This is a genomic window from Prochlorococcus marinus str. NATL2A, from assembly GCF_000012465.1.
GTDB lineage: Bacteria > Cyanobacteriota > Cyanobacteriia > PCC-6307 > Cyanobiaceae > Prochlorococcus_B > Prochlorococcus_B marinus_B.
This window is the reverse complement of sequence record NC_007335.2, coordinates 716,546-735,969: the sequence shown is the minus strand read 5'-3', so window position 1 is coordinate 735,969 and position 19,424 is coordinate 716,546. Positions and strand designations below refer to the sequence as shown.

The window sequence follows — 19,424 nt, the reverse complement described above, 5'->3', positions numbered from 1 at the left end:
TCAGGACAATGAAGTCTTAAAAAACGTCCTTAGTCTTCTTGCAAGGGACTCAAAATCATTTCCATATGGAGGTTTTTCGCATTTCACACCCGAAGAGCTATCCATCCAAACAGCATGCTTCCCTTGCCACAATATTGGATTATCAATTAAAGATTTCCAAGAGATAGTCATATTTATCTCATTTCCACTTTTATATACTTCAAGTTCAATATCCATAGACTCTTCTCTTTCTCCGTCTATATTTCTACATTGAATTTTAAAAACCAAGTCATCAAAATCATTATTATCAAATAATTGATTTTCTAAAAAGACAGAATGTACATAGGGCTTCATAGAAAGATCCGCAGCCTTGGCTACTTCAGCTATCAAGCTGTCTTTTGAGTCAGAGGTATGCACTTATTGACTTAATTAACACTTTAATAGGGCCAGGGGAAAAACCTGAATTTATTTTGCCGGGTTGTCCGAATTTCGAATAAAGCAATTGAAATCTATTGACACAAGTAGGATCAAATCTAAGAGGTAGTCGAACAGGCTTTGCTCTTCGAGCAGGTTCCAAATTTTTGAAAGGTACTTTGATCCTACTAACTCCTTTCTTATTTGTAGGTATTGAGACAACCCAGCGGATATCACCTTTTAAAAGATTTGATAATGATAAGGGTTTCTTTTCACAAGCGATCGCAAATTTCATTGTTCTCCCTTCTCCTTCAACATCAATAATTAATCCAGAATATTTAGATAGATTAAATGGTTTATCAAAAATCGGAGATCGGCAACTAACAAAGCCTCCACCTTCTTCAACTAGGTTACCCTCAAGAAATAAACCTTTATCCGAAGAACGACAACTTGCACGACTTGACCCGCCCATAATTGTGTCATTCAGAGATTTCCAATCTGAAAATTCAGAACCCTGTATAAGAGGAGTTATTGCAATTTCAGTCGGGGGTGAATCAGGACTCAATAACAAAGTACTTCTCTATTAATACAATAATCTAACTAGAAAGATGGGTAAGCATCTTTATCAGCCAAGACAATAATTTCAGAATTTGGTGCAACTAATTTTGCAGGAGTTCGCTCCCATGATTCTGATGGATCAAGTAGATGTTTAAGAGCCATTTGTTTGGAAGATCCACTGATTAGGAAGACCACATTATCTGCAGCACTTAATAATTTACTTGTAAAAGTAATTCTTTTGTGACCTTTACCTTCGCCAGCAGTTATTAATCTATCTCTTTCAAATAATGCATCAGAGCCAGGGAAGAGGGAGGCTGTATGCCCGTCATCTCCCAATCCCAATAAAATCAAATCAAATTTTGGTGGATCCCCAGCCAAGTTATTTTTCAAGATTGTTTCGTAATTGTCAGCACTTTCGTCTGGGGATGATAACTCAACAGTTGAAACAGCAAAAAATGATGCTTCTAGAGATGGGTTCCCTTCTTTAAACAACGAATTATTTAATAGAAAGCAATTACTGTCTTGTGATTTATTGTCAACCCATCTTTCATCTCCAAGAAACAAATCAACGTTCATCCAATCGATATTTTTTTTACCTAACAAAGAATAAGCAGCCTTAGGGGTAGAACCACCACAAAGAGCAATTTTCGCTCTGGTTTTATTTTTCAAGGTTGACTCAATGATCTGAGTTATCAAATCAGAGGCGGCAAGAGCGAGAGAGCTTTTGTCTTCTAAAACTTGAATTTCATATTTAGTCATTGATATCAGTCAATCCACTCAGTATGAAATGATCCAGCCTTGTCTACGCGCTCATATGTATGAGAGCCAAAACAGTCTCTCATTGCTTGAACTAGGTTTTGAGGAAGTCTAGATGTTCTGAAGCTATTTAGATAATCTAGAGTACTACTTAAGCATGGGACTGGAATTCCAGCATTAGCAGCAGCAGAAACGACCTGTGTCAGGCCCGAGAGACGATTGTTTACCTGATCGGTAAACCATTTATCAATAATTAGATTGGTCAGACTCGGATCTTTCTTAAATGCATCTTGTATACGACTCAAAAGGGTAGACCTTATTATGCAACCACCTTTCCATATTTGAGCGATGGAGGGCATATCAAGATCGTAATCATATTCTTCAGAAGCGAGTCGTAAAATATCCATACCTTGGGCATAGCTAGCTATCGTAGCCAATACAACGGCATCCATAAGGAGAGGCATACCATCTGAAGGCTTTCCAAAATCAACAAAAGAAGGTTTGTTCCCATTCAATATTGTTTCTGCATAATTACGTTGATCTTTCATTGAACTCATAACCCTTCCATTTAAAGAGGCATAAATAGTGGGAACAGAAGCTCCAAGCTCTAATGCACTAACGACTGTCCATAATCCAGTACCTTTTTGACCCGCTTTATCCATTATCTTTTCAACCAGATCAGAACTATCATCAGGATCCTTAACACGTAAACAAGCCTCTGTAATTTCAACGAGATAGGAGGAAAGTTCTTCGGTCTTATTCCAATAGCCCATAACAGATGCCATCTCATCACCACTCATTCCACAAACTCTCTTCATTAAGTCATATGCCTCAGCCAAAATCTGCTCGATACCATATTCAATCCCATTGTGTACGGTCTTAACAAAATGGCCTGACCCCCCTGGGCCGATATAAGTCACACAAGGTCCATCTTCAACCTGAGCAGCCATTTTGTTTAACAAACTCTCTATCGCGTCGTAGGAAGTCTTTGTGCCACCAGGCATCATGCTAGGTCCTTCCAGTGCACCCTTCGCACCACCTGATACTCCCATCCCGATGTATCCAAAACTCTTGCTCTCAAGTTCTTTTACTCTTCTTTCTGTATCCATAAATTGGGCATTTCCACCATCTATGAGCAAGTCCCCCTCCTCGAGGAAAGGTGAAATTTGATTAATAACAGCATCAGTAGCAGCTCCCGCTTTAACCATCATTAATACTCTTCTTGGACGTTCCAGCTTTGATACAAATTCTTGAAGATCCTTCGCTCCTTGAATTGATTTATTTACACCTCTACCTAAAAGAAAGTCTTCTGTTTTTTGATAAGTACGGTTATAGACCACACTAGAAAAACCATTTCGCTCTGCATTAAGTACAAGGTTCTCCCCCATTACTCCAAGACCGACTAATCCAAAATGTGCCTTGGTCATTTAAGTTAATAAATTTCTACTTGAATTAGTGTGACGACAATGGATTCATTTCGCTGCATTAAAGAGCTCAATGTCAGGAATGAAGAATTCTTTGAAAAATATTTTATAATAAAAGCTTAAAAACCAGGCTTATTAAATTTCTAAGACATTAAATAAAATCAAATAATAGTTCCATCTGGAATTGTGGCGTTTTTAACGATAACAACTATTCCATTACGAATATAAAAACCTTGATCTGCGCGATCAGCTTCTTCCACATTGTCTTTGTTGACTATCGTCACATTGTCACCAATGCGAGCATTTTTATCGAGAATGGCTCTTTTAACAGTTGTGCCCTGTCCCACTCCCAAGGGGATACCACCGCCATTTCTTAGCGCTATTCTCTCTTCATAAGATTCGTAAAAATCAGATCCCATAACTAGGGTCTCATTTAGAACAACGTCGCTTTCAATCCGACTCCTAACTCCCAACACACAATGATGAATACTGCATGATTTAAGAATTGATCCCTCGGAAACTATTGAATCAGTTATTTGTGTATCTACAATTTTAGAAGGTGGCAAATATCTAGGCCTAGTATAAATAGGGAACTTCTCATCATAAAAACTAAATGGAGGGGTGGGTTGCTGAGTTAAGGCTAAATTTGATTCAAAGAATGCACCAATAGTTCCGATATCCTCCCAATAGTCATTAAAAACATAACTTTTAAGTTTGTCACCTCTACCTAAAGCCTCCGGAATAATTTCTTTTCCAAAATCTGTATAAGAAGGAAATTTATTTAATAAGTCAAAAAGAGTGGAACGACTAAAAACATATATTCCCATAGAAGCTAAATAAGGTTTTTCTTTTGCCTCATTTGCTTCCAATCCAAACCTTGATGTATCTACAGCCATTGCTTTCAATGAATCACCAGTAGGTTTTTCACGAAATTCTTTAATATTGCCTATTTCATCAGTACGCATTAAACCAAATGCTTCCGCTTGCGCTGGGTCAACTGGCAAAGCTGCAACCGTTAAATCAGCTCCTGTATTTCTATGCTGTTCAACAAATAAGCTGTAATCCATTCTATAAAGCTGATCTCCAGAGAGAATCAAATATTCATCAACATCCCACTCTTGAAAAAGCCATTGATATTTTCTTACCGCATCAGCAGTACCCTCAAACCAAGAGGGGGTTTCAGGTGTTTGCTGAGCAGCTAAAACCTCAACGAACCCCTGGCCAAAAGGTCCGCTCAAATTGTAAGTCTGTGCAATATGCCTGTTAAGAGAAGCGCTATTGAATTGCGTAAGAACATACATTTTACTGATGTCCGAATTTATGCAATTACTTATAGGAATATCTATTAGTCGATATTTTCCCGCTAATGGAACGGCGGGTTTTGCTCTCATTTTTGTTAATGGATATAGGCGTGATCCTTTTCCACCGCCAAGAATGATGGCAAGTACTCTCTTCATGAAGGCACTATTAATCGGCTATTCGGAGCAAACCTACTGGATAGAGTGCTCATTAATCCAGCAAAAAGTGATAAGTAGTAAGAATTTCAAAAGTAAATAGCAAAATCAGTTGTTTTTGGGCTTGTTTAAAGAACTAGACACATCAAGATTAAAAAGTTTTTCAATCACATCAAGAGAATCTCTACGATCATTCCTAGATTGAGGCGCTCTTAATTTTGTTACTGGAGTATGAAGTATTTTGTTAATGATTCCCTTGCTTAATGCCTCCACAACTTTTCGTTCTCTAGCGGAGAAGTCAGGTCCCATTCTGCTTAATGCCTTCTGAAGTTCTTCTTTTCTGATTGACTCCAAACCAGATCTAAGGCAATTAATTGTCGGAACAGCCGCTAAGCTATCCCACCATTCTAGAAAAACACGACATTCTTCCTCTATCAATCCTTCTGCTTCTAGGGCAAGCTTTTGTCTTGCCTCTTGATTTCTTGAAACAACTTCTTGAAGATCATCAACATCATGAGATTCAATTCCTGAAACTGATTTTGCATCAGAAGAAATATTCCTCGGAACTCCAATATCAATAAGTCTTAGTAAAGGCTTTCTATCGATCTTTATCAATTTTTCGGCATCAATAATTGGCTCATTAGCAGCTGTGCTCGTAAACACAAGAGTACTAAGAGAGAGACAACTATCAAGTTCATCTATTAATTGACAATCAATTTGAATATCGGGAAACGCTGCTGAAAGGTCCTCAGCCCTTTTTTTTGTTCTATTTAAAAGCGTAAGTGAACAGCATCCTTTTGATTGAAGATGCTGAAGCAACAAACGGCTCATTCGACCAGCGCCAACAACAGCGACCTTTTCAGTTTCTAAAGTCATCAATTGATCTCTTCCATGCGCTTGGCCAAGTTTCAATTGAGCTAGTTCTACGGCTGCAGAACTTATAGAAACTGCTCCCGTTCCAAGATTTGTCTCGCTTCTTACGCGCTTGCCTGTACTAACGGCCTGAGTTAACAGTCTATTCAAGATAGGTCCTAGACTGTGATGATCTTGGCCAAGACGTACCATTTTTTTTACTTGAGAAAGGATCTGACCCTCTCCTAAAACCAAACTATCCAAACCCGCAGAAACCCTCATCACATGAGAGACTGCTTTCTCTTGGACATAATTAAATAAGTGAGGTGAAAGAATCTCATCATCAAGGCCCGAGAATTGAAGAAGAAAAGATTTAATTGCTTCTATTCCTAATTGCGGGTCCTTAACTAAGCTATAAATTTCAAGTCTGTTACAGGTGCTCAATATGGAAACTTCTAATATTTGATCAATTTTCTTTAAATTATTAAACGATTTCTCAACCAGTTCTTCTGGGATACTTAGCTTTTCACGCACTTCGACAGGGGCCGTGCGATGGCTAAGACCGACGACAGCAATATGCATAAATAGCCCCTTACTTCATTTACTTAACTATCACTTCAAAGAGATGCTTTGAGCACCATCTTTGATGTGAACTGTATTGGTAAATCTAGCTGTTTGATCAAGCGTACTAATCACAAGACTGCTAGTTCTGGTGCAATCTTTTTCAAATTTAACTCCATCGAAAAGCAATCCATCTGTAATTCCACTACCAGCAAAAGCTACATTTTCTCCTGAGGCAAGTTCATTCGCTTCATAGATCTTGTCGATATCAGTTATGCCCATTTCATTCAATCTTTTTATATTTCCCTCTTTTGTATAGTCTGCCCACTCTGATGTTTGAGCTATTGCAGGATCATAAACAAGTTGTCCCTGGAAATGTCCTCCAAGTGCCCTCATGGCAGCTGCTGAAATAACTCCCTCAGGAGCCGCTCCAATGCCCATTAAGCAATGAGTACCAGTCCCTTCAAATCCACATGCAATTGCCGCTTGGACATCTCCATCTGAAATAGGCTGAATCCTGGCACCAGTAGATCTAATTTCGGAAACTAGATTTTTGTGTCTAGCTCTATCCATAACAACTATCGTTAAATCACTAATTGCGATACCAAGACAGTCACTCAAGATTTTTATATTTTCTGTGGGAGTTTTTCTGATATCAACTTTGCCTTTAGCTGCTGGAGGAGCAGCTAATTTATTCATATAAAAATCTGGAGCGTTAAATAATCCTCCCCTATCTGACGCTGCTAAAACAGCCATCGATCCACGCTGACTGTTAGCACATAAATTTGTCCCCTCACAAGGATCTACAGCGAAATCAACTCCAGGACCTGTTCCTGATCCAACTTCTTCTCCTATATAAAGCATTGGAGCTTCATCTCTTTCTCCTTCTCCAATAACGATTCTTCCTTGCATTTGAATCGTTCCCATTCTCTTTCGCATTGCCTCTACGGCGGCGGCATCAGCCTCATCTTTTTGACCCAAACCAGTCAATTGAGCCGAAGCAATTGCAGCTTGCTCAACTACTTCAAGAATTTCTTGGACGAGAGTACGATCCACTTTTTGCAGCTAGGTAAAGAAATTTACGCCTTAAGGCAGACAATATTGTAAGTAATTGAGGGCATTGAAAAATGCTCAGAAAAAAGTACTCACAAAAAACTTATTATCTGTTGATAAGCAATAATTACTGTATCAGTGCATGGTCACACTAGAACTTGTGACCATGAATTAATAGACTCTCTGCCACAAGACAAAAAACAATGATCCAATCCATTTCTTCAGCAATTTTTACTGAACACCGTCCAGTTCAGATAATCCCTTCAGTATTGCCAGCAGACTGGGCAAACATGGGTCAGTGCGTAAAAGATCTTGAACTAGCGGGTGTAGACAGAATTCAATTTGATGTGATGGATGGGAACTTTGTTCCGAATCTCACTTTTGGTCCAGAAATGATTTCCGCATGCCGAAAGTATTGCAGCGTTCCATTTGAGACTCAGTTAATGGTTAGTCAATACAACTGTGAAACCATGCTTGAGGGATATGTCGAAGCAAGTAAGGGGGCAAACGGAGAGCCAGGTGTTGTAATTGCTCATGCTGAAGCAAATGTTCACCTTCATCGAATTCTTGGCAAGATTCGTCAACTTGGAGGATCTCCCTCAGTGGCCCTTAATCCTCATACTCCAATGGATATGGTTAAGGATGTGCTTGATATGGTTGATCACGTATTGGTAATGACTGTTAACCCCGGATTTGGTGGTCAAGCCTACATACCAACAATGCTCAACAAAATTACGCAATTAAGGAAAACAATTTTAGACAATGGATATGACGTAGATATAGAAGTGGACGGAGGAATAAAGGCTGATTGGTCACTATCGCAATGCTGCGCTGCAGGAGCAAACTGCTTCATTGCAGGAAGTGGTATGTTTGCTTATCCAACACTTAAAGAAGGTTGTGATGCACTAAGAAAAGTTGCCAACGACGCACAGAATGGAATAATTGTTGAAAAATAATTAACTTAATTGTTAATTACTATGCATCGAAGAACCAACCATAACTATGTAAACCTACCCCAAGAAGGTTCACTCCAATATAGCAAACAATAATAACAAAAAAGCCTGCTATAGCAAGAATTGCAGGCTTTTTACCTTGCCAGCCTCTTGTTATCCTAGTATGTAAATAAGCAGCATAAACCAACCAACATATTAAAGCCCAAGTTTCTTTAGGGTCCCAACTCCACCAACTACCCCAAGCTTCATTAGCCCAAACAGCACCACTAATAAGACCAACTGTAAGCAACAAAAATCCAGCAGTTATTGATCTATAACTTAAAGAATCAAGTTGCTCAGCATTTGTAAATTCAATTGGTTGTATAGAATTTAAGTTCTCATTTCTTTCATCAAGATATAGCTCAGAACTTTGCCTAAACGAACCAGACCCAAAGGAACTATTACGGATATTGAATTGCTTTTTCCCATCAACAAGAAAGACACCAAAAGACAAAATTGAACCTATCAGTAATGCAGCGTAAGAGCACATAATTACACTCACATGCATAACTAACCAACTAGAACGAAGTGCTGGTACTAAAGGAGCTGAAGATTGTAAATTCTCAGGTAAAACAAAACTGGCAAAACCTATTGATAGCAAAGACACAGGCGTCGCAACTGCAGAAACGATTGGAGACCGCCATGCTCTTTCGAGAAAAAGTTGAGCTAATGTGCAACCCCAAGTCAAAAAACAGAGTGACTCATAGAGATTACTAATTGGGAAATGTCCCGATTGCCACCATCTAAGGATCAATTGACTAGTTAGGAAAAGATTGGATATTGCAACTAAAAATCTGGCTTTGGAGGAATCACTGCTACCAGCAACTGCCCAAAATGAAATAGGCAATGCCATCAACAAGAAAAGAAAAGCTGCGAACCCAAGGGAAACGACAGGGTCAAAAGAAAAATTATTTAACTGAAAATCAACCATTGATAAAAGCTACTAGAGTTGATTTAGAAAAACCAGATCATTTGCTTGCCTGTTTTAACAAAAAACCTCCCCCTAACATAGACAAAAAAACAGGAGACCAAGCAGCAAAGAAAGGATTTATTATTCCTTTGACCCCAAGAGAGCTAAAACTAAAGCTCAAAATGTAATAGATAAGTATCAAAATAATACTTAATCCAAAACTTTGACTTCTACCTCCTCCTCTTTTTTGCATCACACCGAAACTACAACCAATTAAAGCAAAAACCGAACAAGCGATTGGTAAAGTAATTTTTTCTTGAATTCTTACTTTCATCCTTCTTGCTTCTTTAATATTGCCACTACTTTGATATAACTTCATAGCCGTATTCGCTTCTCCAAGATTCATATCATTTGCATCTTTTGGCAGTTGTGCAATATTAGTAAGTTCAGTCCCTAAAGGATATAAAAAACTCAAGAATTTAGTTCTTGTATTACTTCCATCAGGACTAAGCGTCAAAATATCTCCTTCAAAAAACTCCCAATTGTTTTTGTCACTATTCCAAATACCTTTTTTCGCCTTAAGCATTTGAGTAAAACCTAATTTTGAAAAATCAATTACTGTGACATCCAACATCTGCCCATCAATAAATTTCCAAGCATAAAAGAGATGCGTAACTCCGTTTTTTTTATAGCTTGAATATGGATCTAAGATTTCTCCTTTCTTTGAAAATATAATATCTTCTCCCTGTTCATTTGCAAAAGATCTACCTAAAGAATTAGCTAAGATAATTTCGGCATTTTTATTTGTACTAGGAACAATATTATTATTAAAAATGAAGGTCATATATGACATAAATATTGACAAAATCAATCCTGGCAAAATAAGTCTATAAACTGATATACCAATACTTTTTAATGCCTTAATTTCACTATTATCATTAAGACTTCCATACGCTAACAAAGTTGAAAGTAACATTGCCATAGGGAAAGAAATAACAACAAAACTTGGTAGCTTTAGCAATAGAATCTGAATAGCTACAGAAAATGGAAGACCAATCTCAACTATTTTTCTAATCAGATCAAAAATAACTCCTACTGAAAGAGAAACGACGGTAAAAGCCGCTATTGAAAAAAATAAAGGCGGCAATAATTCAAAAAGTATCCATCTATCTAATAATGGAATTATTTTCCATTTACTTTCTACTAATTTTTGAAATCTAGAGAAAAATAACTGTTTTTTATACATAGCTAATTAATCGAAGGAGTTTCCCAGATAGCTATCTTTAACAATTTGATTTTTGGTTAATTGATCAGACGTTCCATCGGCAAGTATTTCACCTTGATTAAGAATATAAGAACGTTCGGTTATTGCCAAAGTTGCTCTAACATTATGATCAGTAATCAATACGCCTATATTCTTATTTTTTAATTTCCTAATTAAATTCTGTAAATCATTAATTGCAATAGGATCAACTCCTGCAAAAGGCTCGTCTAAGAGTAAAAATTTTGGACCTAAACGTCCCACAGCCAAGGCTCTAGCGACTTCACATCTGCGTCTTTCTCCACCGGAAAGTTGATGGCCAAAGCGATCAAGGAAAGAGACCAAATTAAATTCATCAATCAATTCTTCACGTTTTTTCCTAAACAAAGAAATTGATAACTTAGCTTGAGAAAGAGCAATATCTAAATTCTCAATAACTGTAAGATTTCTGAAAACACTTGGTTCTTGAGGTAGATAACCTATCCCTAATTGAACTCTTTTTGTCATCGAGAATTTTTTTATACTATTCCCCTCCAAGTAGATATTGCCTTTGTTTGGCTTAATCAAGCCCATGATCAAATTAAAAGTACTAGTTTTACCCGCACCATTTGGTCCCAAAAGACCAACCACTTCCCCAGGTTTAACATTTAAATCGACATTTTTTACAATTGTTTTCTTGGATAATGTTAAATCCAAACTCTCAATAAGTAGAGTCATTTCAATAGAACATAACTAGGTGAAGCGTATACATGAACATTATCTAAAAATAGATCATACCTAAACTATATAAGATTAATCAACAATCCTCTCAACCCAATATATGTAGAACTTCTCTGAATCATGAAAAGAATTCTCAAATTTAGAATCAGCAATAACTCTAATTTTATCAACATAAAGTGATTCACCTGGCTGCAAATTCTTAATAGATGATCGATTACTTAAAAGTAGTAATAATTTATTGACTTTAGGAAATCTATCTAAATAAACTTGTACTTCATCAAGTGTTTTAGTTCTGTCTAATGTAACCCGATTAGCCCATTGAGCATAACTACCAAATCCTTGCAATTCAGGGACGTAAAATTCCCTATCTAGGTATCCAGATACTGTCGCCACTTCAACATCTCTAGTCGCAAATATTGGCGAGTCCTCCCATCCCTTAGCCTGTATATATTCAGCAGTTTCCTTTCCACTTGAATAAGGTAACCTAAAATCATTAATGACCATATGAATCCCAACAACCATATGTATAGTCAAACAAATGGTAAGTAATCCAGGGAAATAAAATAAATTACCTTTAGTGAATAAATTTTGGTGATTAGAGGACTTAAGTTGGTGGTCTTGATTTGATAAGGCTAGCCATGATGATGAGATAATCAAGAGAAAATAATATCCATAATGTCTTGATCCATCTCCTAAAAATAAAAAATAGTTAAACAGAAATAAAAATATAATCCCGCTTAGAAAATAAATTAATGCTGGCCGAAAATTTTTAATGAATATGATTGTACTTACAATTAAAATCAAAGTAATTGAAGCACATAAAATCAAGTCAAAGAACCTGCTTGAATTAGGGATGATAAGCATATATCCTCCAAAAACCTGTCCTATAACTCGAAGGAAGTGACGTATATCTATAAAAGAGGACAGCAACTTAACTGAATCTCTTACTTGCAGAAGGCTAAAAGCTCCAAAACACAATAATGTTGAAGAAATAGCAATGCTAGAGGTTAAATCGAGAATCCACCTTTTATTTCTTTTATAATTTTTTCTTTGATTAGGATTCAAGAACCAATCCAACATAAGAGTCATTCCTATAGCAAATGACAAAGACCAAGACAAAGCTTGTGTATTAGCCAAAAGACCAATACATAAAGAAAATGGTATGTAAGTTTTTTCTTTTAAATGATAAATAGAACAAAAAATAAATATTATCAACTCTGCAATCACGTAATGACGGCACACAAAGAAATATTCCCAAAAAGGAAAATATCCAAAAGTAAATAATGCTTTGGTTATTAGATTGAAAGGACTGAATCTCCATAAAATTACAATCGCAGAACTACCTAAAAACCAATGCATAAGCTGCATACTTATGGGTGTTCCAGTAATATTTTTCGAAAAGTAAATCAATAATGACCATAGGACTGGATGTCCAGATGGAGCGTTATTTTTCCATAAATCTATTAAGTTATCACTTTGCCAAGCCACTAGCCATCCTTGCATCTCATCTCTCCAAAGAGCATGATTAAATGCACCAAATAAACCTATAATTATAAATAAAATAGGTAAAAATATCTCATAAAAATGCTGATCAGGTAATTGTATTTGATTGATTTTTCTAAATTCCATTGTGATTTATGCAGAATTTCGATCTATATAATTTGAATTAATCAAAATTGTACTTTTATTTTGTACTTAAAATTGAAAATAATCAAAAAAATATAACATGAAAAATAATATGAAATCATCTCTCTTTTATCAGATAAACTCTATGAGGCTTAACAAACTTTTTAAAGGAAATTGAGAATGGGAACGCTGCAACCAGCCAGGTCCTTACCAACTTGTAGCAATTCCAATCTTTTTGAAACGCATTTAGAAAGTCCTTCAATATCTAATCCTAAATTAGATAATTGGAATTTTTTCAACCTACCTAATGCTTCTCCGTAAAGTATGGTTGCCCCATTTATATTGCTATTTTCTAAATGAACTTGTGCAACAGCTACTTGCAATATTCCCTGTAATAACTGCCTTTCAGGGCCGCCAGTCTCATGCCATATCTCTTCAAAAACATCATGGGATTTGTACCACTGACAAGAATTAAATAATTTCATTCCTAATTCAAAGCGAGCATCACTTATAAATAAAACATCTTCTTTATCAATAGGGTTCATTATATTTACAAATTTTTCTTTGCTTTAAGTTTTCTAAGCCTTATAGATTCAGGAGTAACTTCCAACATCTCTCCTGGTCCAATGTATTCAAGAGCTCTTTCTAATGTCATTTCAATTGGGGATTGCAATTGATCTAGCTCATCTGCACCAGCTGATCGCATATTGGTAAGTTGTTTAGCCCTGCAAATATTTAATTCAAGATCTTGTGGGCGTTTATTCTCCCCAATAATCATTCCTTTATAAACCTTGGCTCCAGGAGTAATAAAAAATTGTCCACGGTCTTCTGCATTCTTTAAGGAATAGAAAGTAGCGACACCTTCTTCAAATGAGATAAGGACTCCATTTCTCCTTTGCTCAAAATCTCCTACAGATGGCCTGTATTCAAAAAATGAATGGCTCATAATCCCTTCACCTCTTGTTGCACGAATAAATTCACCCCTAAATCCAATCAAGCCTCTTGAGGGGATAACAAACTCAAGCTGAGTTCGATGATCAGTACCAGTTTCCATATTTTGCATTTCACCTTTTCTTACCCCAAGGCTCTCAATACAAGCACCAATAGAAGCTTCAGGGACATCAAGGACAAGTGTTTCAACAGGTTCACATTTAATTTCATCTATTGTCCTGAAAATTACTTGTGGTTGAGAAACTTGAAATTCATACCCCTCTCTTCTCATTGTCTCTATAAGAATTCCTAGATGTAACTCTCCCCTTCCACTAACAGAAAAACGGTCAGGAGAATCTGTGTCTTCAACTCTTAAAGCAACATTCGTTAGAAGTTCTTTATTTAAACGATCCTTCAACTGCCGGCTAGTTACGAACTTGCCCTCTTTCCCCGCAAAAGGAGAATCATTAACAACAAAAGTCATCTGCAAGGTTGGCTCATCAACCTTGATTAGAGGTAAAGGTTTCGGCTCATCAGGGCAGGCTACAGTTTCACCAATAGAAACCTCATCAAAACCAGCTAAGGCGACTATATCTCCAGCATTTGCTTCTTCTATTTCAATTCTTTTTAATCCCTTAAATCCTAATAATTTATTAATCCTTCCTTTTTTCAAACTCCCATCTTCCTTTATCAAACAAGTCCTTTGGCCGTTTTTAATTACACCATTATGTACTCTACCGATAATAATTGTTCCTAAGAAATCTGAGTAATCTAGGGTGGTGACTTGTAATTGTAAAGGCTTTTTCACGTCGCCAACTGGAGGAGGAACTTGTCTAATAATTGCTTCAAATAAAGGTTTCATATTATCGTTTTCACTTTTTACTTCAGTCTTGGCAAACCCCCCTAATCCACTCCCAAATAGATAAGGAAAATCACATTGATCATCATCAGCGCCTAACTCCAAAAACAGATCTAAAACTTTGTCTACCGCGGTTTCTGGTTCTACCCTTGCACGATCAATTTTATTCACAAACACAATAGGTCTTAAGCCTTGCTCTAAAGCTTTTTTCAGAACAAATCGAGTTTGTGGCATTGGTCCCTCGTTAGCATCAACAACAAGAAGACAGCCATCTACCATTCCCAAAACCCTCTCAACTTCTCCTCCAAAATCAGCGTGCCCTGGTGTATCAACAATGTTTATCCGAGTATCGTTATAAGTAACAGCTGTGTTTTTCGAAAGAATTGTTATACCTCTTTCACGTTCCAATTCATTCGAATCCAACGCACAAGTTGGGACTTCTTCGTTATCTCGAAAAGTGCCAGATTGATTTAAAAGAGCATCAACCAAAGTTGTCTTACCATGATCAACGTGAGCAATTATTGCGATATTCCTAATAGCTTGTATATCAAAACTCATAATTTAAAAAAATTAAAATTCTTTTGGTTAATAGAAACATAAAGAATATCTCACGATGACTTCATTTAGCTGTTTTAAATGCCAATCAAAATATCGAATATAAAATTCGAAGTAAAAAAAATTAAGTCATAATTATTTGAATTTTATAATTTTATTGGCAGCGTCAAATTCCCTCAAAGCATTAACAGTCCCCTCAAATCTCCAATGCCAAGGCTCATAAGTTACTCCCTGTTTGTTGTTGGGTGGAAAAGAAAGAACGAAATGATATTTAGAGGCAAACCTCTTCATCCATTTATAAGCAGGCGTTTGTTCAAATTCAACCTCAAAATGAGTATCTGGATAATTTCCATCACCAACATCGATTGCATACCCTGTGCTGTGTTCAGAATAACCAGGAGGAGCTGAGTCCCTTGAGCGCTCAACAGCAGTTTGATTTCTAATAGATTTATTTTCATAAAAAATATCCCTTTGCAAATTTATTGATCTATAACCACTTAATAGTTGAAGAGAAACCCCTCTTTGTGCTGCCATAAACTGCATTTCCTTAAATTTTTCATAGATATCTTTATGAACGTAAATACCTGGAGAAAAAAGAATTAAATCTTTTTTGGAAGCCTCTTTATAAGGAAGATGACCTAACAAGCTTTTATTTTGCCTTGTCTCAATGGAGTTAATCGAATCATCTAAGGATTTTCTTTGACTTAAAAATGATTTATTAGCTAAAAACGTAACCGATATACCAAGGCCCAGGAATAGAAGTCCTACACGCAAAAAAGACTTGGTAGTAATGGTTTTGATGGATTTAATCCTTCTTGCCAGCGGAATGTCATCTTGATAATTCATACGATCTGCTTATGGTCAAAACAATTGGAATTCGCAAAAATGATGTTTCGATAGTAACGAGTATCTTTAATCTTTATACTTTCTATTAGATAACGATGTAAGTTTTATATATAGAGAACTAAATTTTTCATTCAAAGATGTTAAGAGTTGCTGTTATTGGCGGTGGGCCTAGTGGATCATGCGCTGCAGAAATTTTAGCTAAGGCAGGAATTAAAACTTGGATTTTCGAGAGAAAGCTTGATAACGCAAAACCATGCGGAGGAGCGATTCCATTGTGTATGGTTTCTGAATTTGATCTTCCCGAATCAATTATTGATAGGAAAGTCAGGAACATGAAAATGATATCCCCATCAAACAGAGAAGTAGATATTATTTTGGATGATATCTATCCAGGAAGCGATAAAGAATATATAGGTATGTTGAGGCGTGAGGTGATGGATTCATTCATGAGAAATCGCGCCGCTGAACTTGGAGCAACATTAGTAAATGGATTGGTATCAAAAATAGAAACTGGTACGAACAAACAAGGTCCCTACACACTTCATTACACCGAAATCCTTAACGACAAATCCGAAGAGAAAGGTAAGCAACTTGAAGTGGATTTAATTGTTGGAGCAGATGGCGCAACAAGCAGAGTTGCAAAAGCAATGGATGCTGGTGATTACAACTATGCAGTAGCAATTCAAGAAAGGATAAAGCTTCCTAAAGAGGAAATGAAGTATTACGAAGATAGGGCCGAAATGTATGTAGGCACAGACGTATCGCCTGATTTCTATGGTTGGGTCTTTCCAAAATATGACCATGTAGCAGCTGGAACAGGAACAATGAAACAAAATGGTGGTTTAATAAAAAGTCTCCAAATTGGCGTCAGAGAAAGAGCCAAGAAGAGACTCGTAAATGGAGAAGTAATCAAAGTAGAAGCTCATCCAATTCCTGAACATCCCAGACCAAGAAGAGTTGTTGGAAGAATGGCTCTAGTCGGTGATGCCGCTGGTTATGTAACCAAAAGCTCAGGAGAAGGAATTTATTTTGCGGCCAAAAGTGGAAGGATGTGTGCTGAGCAAATTGTCGAATCAAGTCAAAATGGAAAAATTATACCTACGGAAAATGATCTCAAAAAATATCTAAAAAAATGGGATAAAAAGTATGGAATTACATATACAGTTTTAGATATTCTCCAACGAATTTTCTACACCAGTGATGGAGCAAGAGAGGCCTTTGTAGAGATGTGTGGTGACATGGATGTTCAAAGACTTACATTTGATAGTTATCTCTACAAAACTGTAGTTGCAATGAAGCCGCTTCAACAATTAAAACTTACCCTACTAACAATTGGTTCTGTTTTAAGAGGGAAAGCATTAGCACCAAGCACATATAAGCCAGTACCTAGTGCCGTCAGAGACGATAAAGAAGTTAATAAAATGTTAGCGGTAAGTTCAATTAAAGGTGGTATTAAAGCCAGTAAATAACAATATTAAATTAAATAATTAACCAAGCTTGCTGAAATCAGCAAGCTTTAAAGATTGATTCCTAAGTAACGTCAATAGATTAAGTCTATTATTTCGTAGATTAATATCTTCCGTCATAACCATTACACTTCCTTCTCCATCAAAAAAGTTGGATAAAGTTTCAGTACTTGAGACTAGCCCATCAGCTAACAACTTATATTTATCACGATCACAATTTACAGCTAGAGGTTTTAACTTCTCCAACACATCAAACATTTCTCTTTCACAATCCTTTTCAAATAGAGACCTATCAACAAAATCTAAAGGATCAATAACATCTTTGGAGATAGAACTTTTAGCTGCCAACCTAGAGGCTCGAGTCACTACAGCTTGCAACAAATTAAGTGTATTATTTTTTCTCATTTCCATCAATAATGAAGTTCGAAAATAGACGTCTGTTGGATCATCTAATAATTTTGATGTTGAAGTGGTATCTCCTGCAACTGCCTGAATGATATCAAATTCAACATCTTTCTCTTCTAATAAACTAATAATTCTTTGACGAAAGAATTCCTTTAAATCGGACAAAAGATTACTAATATCAAGAGAGAGAGAAGGAAAAAGTTGCTGCCAATAAATCAGTGAATCATCTAGTATTTTGTTAATATTTAATTGCCAATCTTTGTTCCACAAAATCAATAATATTCCATTAGCAGCCCTTCTCAAGGCATATGGATCAGATGAGCCAGAAGGCCTTTCGCCCTTGGCATAAATGCTGATAAGCAATTCAAAACGTTCCGCTAATGAAACCGCATTCCCAAGGTTATTTGAAGGAAGCGAGTCAGAAGTACCTTTAGGTTTGTAATGTTCCAAAACACCAAGGCATACATCTCTTGATTCTCCCTCGTGAAGTAAGTATTTAGATCCAATGATTCCTTGCAACTCTGGAAATTCATCAACCATGTTACTAACTAAATCATGTTTAGAGAAATGTGCAACTTTTACAGATTTTTGAATATCCTCTTGATCAAATTCAAGTTTTAGTGTTAATAATTTAACAAGCCATTCAATTCGATTTACACGCTCATATAAAGAACCTAATCCTTCAGCAAAAGTTACATCTTTCAACTTATCAATACGTGAAGAGCTACTGATTAATAAATCTGACTTTATGAAAAATGAAGCATCAGCAAACCTTGCCTTTAAGACTTTTTCATTTCCTTTAATAATTTTCTCTTTTGCTGAAGGTAATCCATTACTAATACACAAAAAAGTAGGAAGTAAAGTATTTTTAGAGTTAAGTGATAATGGATCAAACTCAACATTCACTTTGTATAAGGGGATGTACCTTTGATGAACCTTCATCACAGTGGACAAAACTTCAGGGGGTAACTCAAGAAAAGATTCATCAAAACACCCAGTCACAAGTAAAGGAGACTCAATTAAATCTGTCAGTTCATTTAAAAGGGGATCAGTTAGATCTGGCTTAACTTTTTTATCTATTTCGTGATTAAGAACTAAATCATTGATACAGGAAAGGCGACGATCCCTATCAACTGTGACTCCCACATCTTGCAATTGATCAAAATAAGTTTTCGCATCATTTATTTCTAATTTTGTTCCATACAACCTATGAGGTCTTGAGATATTACCTATTTGTATTTCTGGATCACACCCTGAAATTTTAAAAGGTAGAACTTCTGAATCAAGCAAAGAAACAATCCAACGAATAGGTCTCGAAAAGCGAAAATCACCTTTGCCCCATCTCATAAACCTCCTTCCTTGAATCTTGCTGATCCATCTAGGTAAATAGTCAGACAATACAGTAGTAACTGGCTTGCCTTTCTCAATTGATTTAGCAAAAACGAATGAACCCTTCGAGGTTTCACGAATCTCTAATTTTTCAGGAGATAGTTCATATCTTTTAGCAAAACCAATTGCTGCTTTTGTAGGTTTTCCATCATGAAAAGCTTGAGAAACAGGAGGACCTTTTCGTTCTGCAATATTGTCTTCAGAAAATGGAGCAATCCCTTCAATCGTCAATGCAATTCTTCTGGGGGTAGTAGTTACACTTATCTCACTAAATTTTATTTGAGCAGAATTCAAGTCATTATTTACACTTAACTCAAGCTGGGAAATAACAGATTCAGCCAAATCAGCTGGTAGTTCCTCAGTACCGATTTCTAAAAGGTAGGTAGACAAAAAAATTTCCTTGCATTTATAACA

At 36.3% G+C, this 19,424-nt stretch carries 17 protein-coding genes; 2 read left to right on the top strand and 15 right to left on the bottom strand.

From position 1 onward, the window contains the following. The 7 genes from PMN2A_RS03845 to glpX all read right to left on the bottom strand — a co-directional run bounded on the left by PMN2A_RS03845 (window position 1) and on the right by glpX (window position 7,054). Window positions 1-396 (bottom strand): hypothetical protein, encoded by a 396-nt coding sequence (locus tag PMN2A_RS03845; protein WP_011293713.1) that lies wholly within the window; start codon window positions 394-396, stop codon window positions 1-3. After that, window positions 383-964, bottom strand: coding sequence for a CIA30 family protein (locus tag PMN2A_RS03840; protein WP_011293712.1), 582 nt, complete (start codon window positions 962-964; stop codon window positions 383-385). The genes PMN2A_RS03845 and PMN2A_RS03840 overlap by 14 nt, the downstream gene beginning before the upstream one ends. A 29-nt stretch (window positions 965-993) precedes the next feature. Next, window positions 994-1,710, bottom strand: a complete 717-nt coding sequence (gene pgl, locus PMN2A_RS03835) for a 6-phosphogluconolactonase (RefSeq protein WP_011293711.1) — start codon at window positions 1,708-1,710, stop codon at window positions 994-996. A 5-nt stretch (window positions 1,711-1,715) separates the two neighbouring features. After that, window positions 1,716-3,134, bottom strand: a complete 1,419-nt coding sequence (gene gndA / locus PMN2A_RS03830) for an NADP-dependent phosphogluconate dehydrogenase (RefSeq protein ID WP_011293710.1) — start codon at window positions 3,132-3,134, stop codon at window positions 1,716-1,718. 158 nt (window positions 3,135-3,292) lie between these two features. Then, entirely contained in the window at window positions 3,293-4,588 is a 1,296-nt protein-coding gene (locus PMN2A_RS03825) for a glucose-1-phosphate adenylyltransferase (protein ID WP_011293709.1), read from the bottom strand. Window positions 4,589-4,693: 105 nt separating this feature from the next. Then, window positions 4,694-6,019, bottom strand: a complete 1,326-nt coding sequence (locus PMN2A_RS03820; protein ID WP_011293708.1) for a glutamyl-tRNA reductase — start codon at window positions 6,017-6,019, stop codon at window positions 4,694-4,696. Between the two features lie 30 nt (window positions 6,020-6,049). Then, window positions 6,050-7,054 (bottom strand): class II fructose-bisphosphatase, encoded by a 1,005-nt coding sequence (glpX, locus tag PMN2A_RS03815; protein ID WP_011293707.1) that lies wholly within the window; start codon window positions 7,052-7,054, stop codon window positions 6,050-6,052. 200 nt (window positions 7,055-7,254) lie between these two features. Here glpX and rpe point away from each other — a divergent pair, with 200 nt between their 5' ends. Beyond that, on the top strand, window positions 7,255-8,007 hold the full coding sequence (gene rpe, locus PMN2A_RS03810; protein ID WP_011293706.1) for a ribulose-phosphate 3-epimerase: 753 nt from the start codon (window positions 7,255-7,257) through the stop codon (window positions 8,005-8,007). A 19-nt stretch (window positions 8,008-8,026) separates the two neighbouring features. Here the strand turns inward: rpe and ccsB are convergent, their stop codons facing one another. The 7 genes from ccsB to PMN2A_RS03775 all read right to left on the bottom strand — a co-directional run bounded on the left by ccsB (window position 8,027) and on the right by PMN2A_RS03775 (window position 15,750). Next, window positions 8,027-8,974 (bottom strand): c-type cytochrome biogenesis protein CcsB, encoded by a 948-nt coding sequence (ccsB, locus tag PMN2A_RS03805; protein ID WP_011293705.1) that lies wholly within the window; start codon window positions 8,972-8,974, stop codon window positions 8,027-8,029. A 37-nt stretch (window positions 8,975-9,011) separates the two neighbouring features. Next, a complete protein-coding gene (locus PMN2A_RS03800) occupies window positions 9,012-10,199 on the bottom strand; it encodes an LptF/LptG family permease (RefSeq protein ID WP_011293704.1) in 1,188 nt (395 codons plus the stop codon). A gap of 6 nt (window positions 10,200-10,205) precedes the next feature. Further along, on the bottom strand, window positions 10,206-10,931 hold the full coding sequence (gene lptB, locus PMN2A_RS03795; protein WP_011293703.1) for an LPS export ABC transporter ATP-binding protein: 726 nt from the start codon (window positions 10,929-10,931) through the stop codon (window positions 10,206-10,208). A gap of 75 nt (window positions 10,932-11,006) precedes the next feature. Beyond that, window positions 11,007-12,563, bottom strand: a complete 1,557-nt coding sequence (locus PMN2A_RS03790; RefSeq protein ID WP_011293702.1) for a hypothetical protein — start codon at window positions 12,561-12,563, stop codon at window positions 11,007-11,009. 161 nt (window positions 12,564-12,724) lie between these two features. Further along, window positions 12,725-13,105 (bottom strand): DUF309 domain-containing protein, encoded by a 381-nt coding sequence (locus PMN2A_RS03785; protein ID WP_011293701.1) that lies wholly within the window; start codon window positions 13,103-13,105, stop codon window positions 12,725-12,727. 5 nt (window positions 13,106-13,110) lie between these two features. Further along, window positions 13,111-14,907, bottom strand: a complete 1,797-nt coding sequence (typA, locus tag PMN2A_RS03780; protein ID WP_011293700.1) for a translational GTPase TypA — start codon at window positions 14,905-14,907, stop codon at window positions 13,111-13,113. A gap of 132 nt (window positions 14,908-15,039) precedes the next feature. Next, complete coding sequence (locus PMN2A_RS03775) at window positions 15,040-15,750, bottom strand: M15 family metallopeptidase (protein ID WP_011293699.1); 711 nt, start codon at window positions 15,748-15,750, stop codon at window positions 15,040-15,042. A gap of 137 nt (window positions 15,751-15,887) precedes the next feature. Here PMN2A_RS03775 and chlP point away from each other — a divergent pair, with 137 nt between their 5' ends. Then, window positions 15,888-17,219, top strand: coding sequence for a geranylgeranyl reductase (chlP, locus tag PMN2A_RS03770; protein WP_011293698.1), 1,332 nt, complete (start codon window positions 15,888-15,890; stop codon window positions 17,217-17,219). Window positions 17,220-17,237: 18 nt separating this feature from the next. On the opposite strand, the gene glyS is transcribed toward chlP, so the two are convergent. After that, window positions 17,238-19,400, bottom strand: coding sequence for a glycine--tRNA ligase subunit beta (gene glyS, locus PMN2A_RS03765; protein ID WP_011293697.1), 2,163 nt, complete (start codon window positions 19,398-19,400; stop codon window positions 17,238-17,240). Window positions 19,401-19,424: the final 24 nt, after the last annotated feature.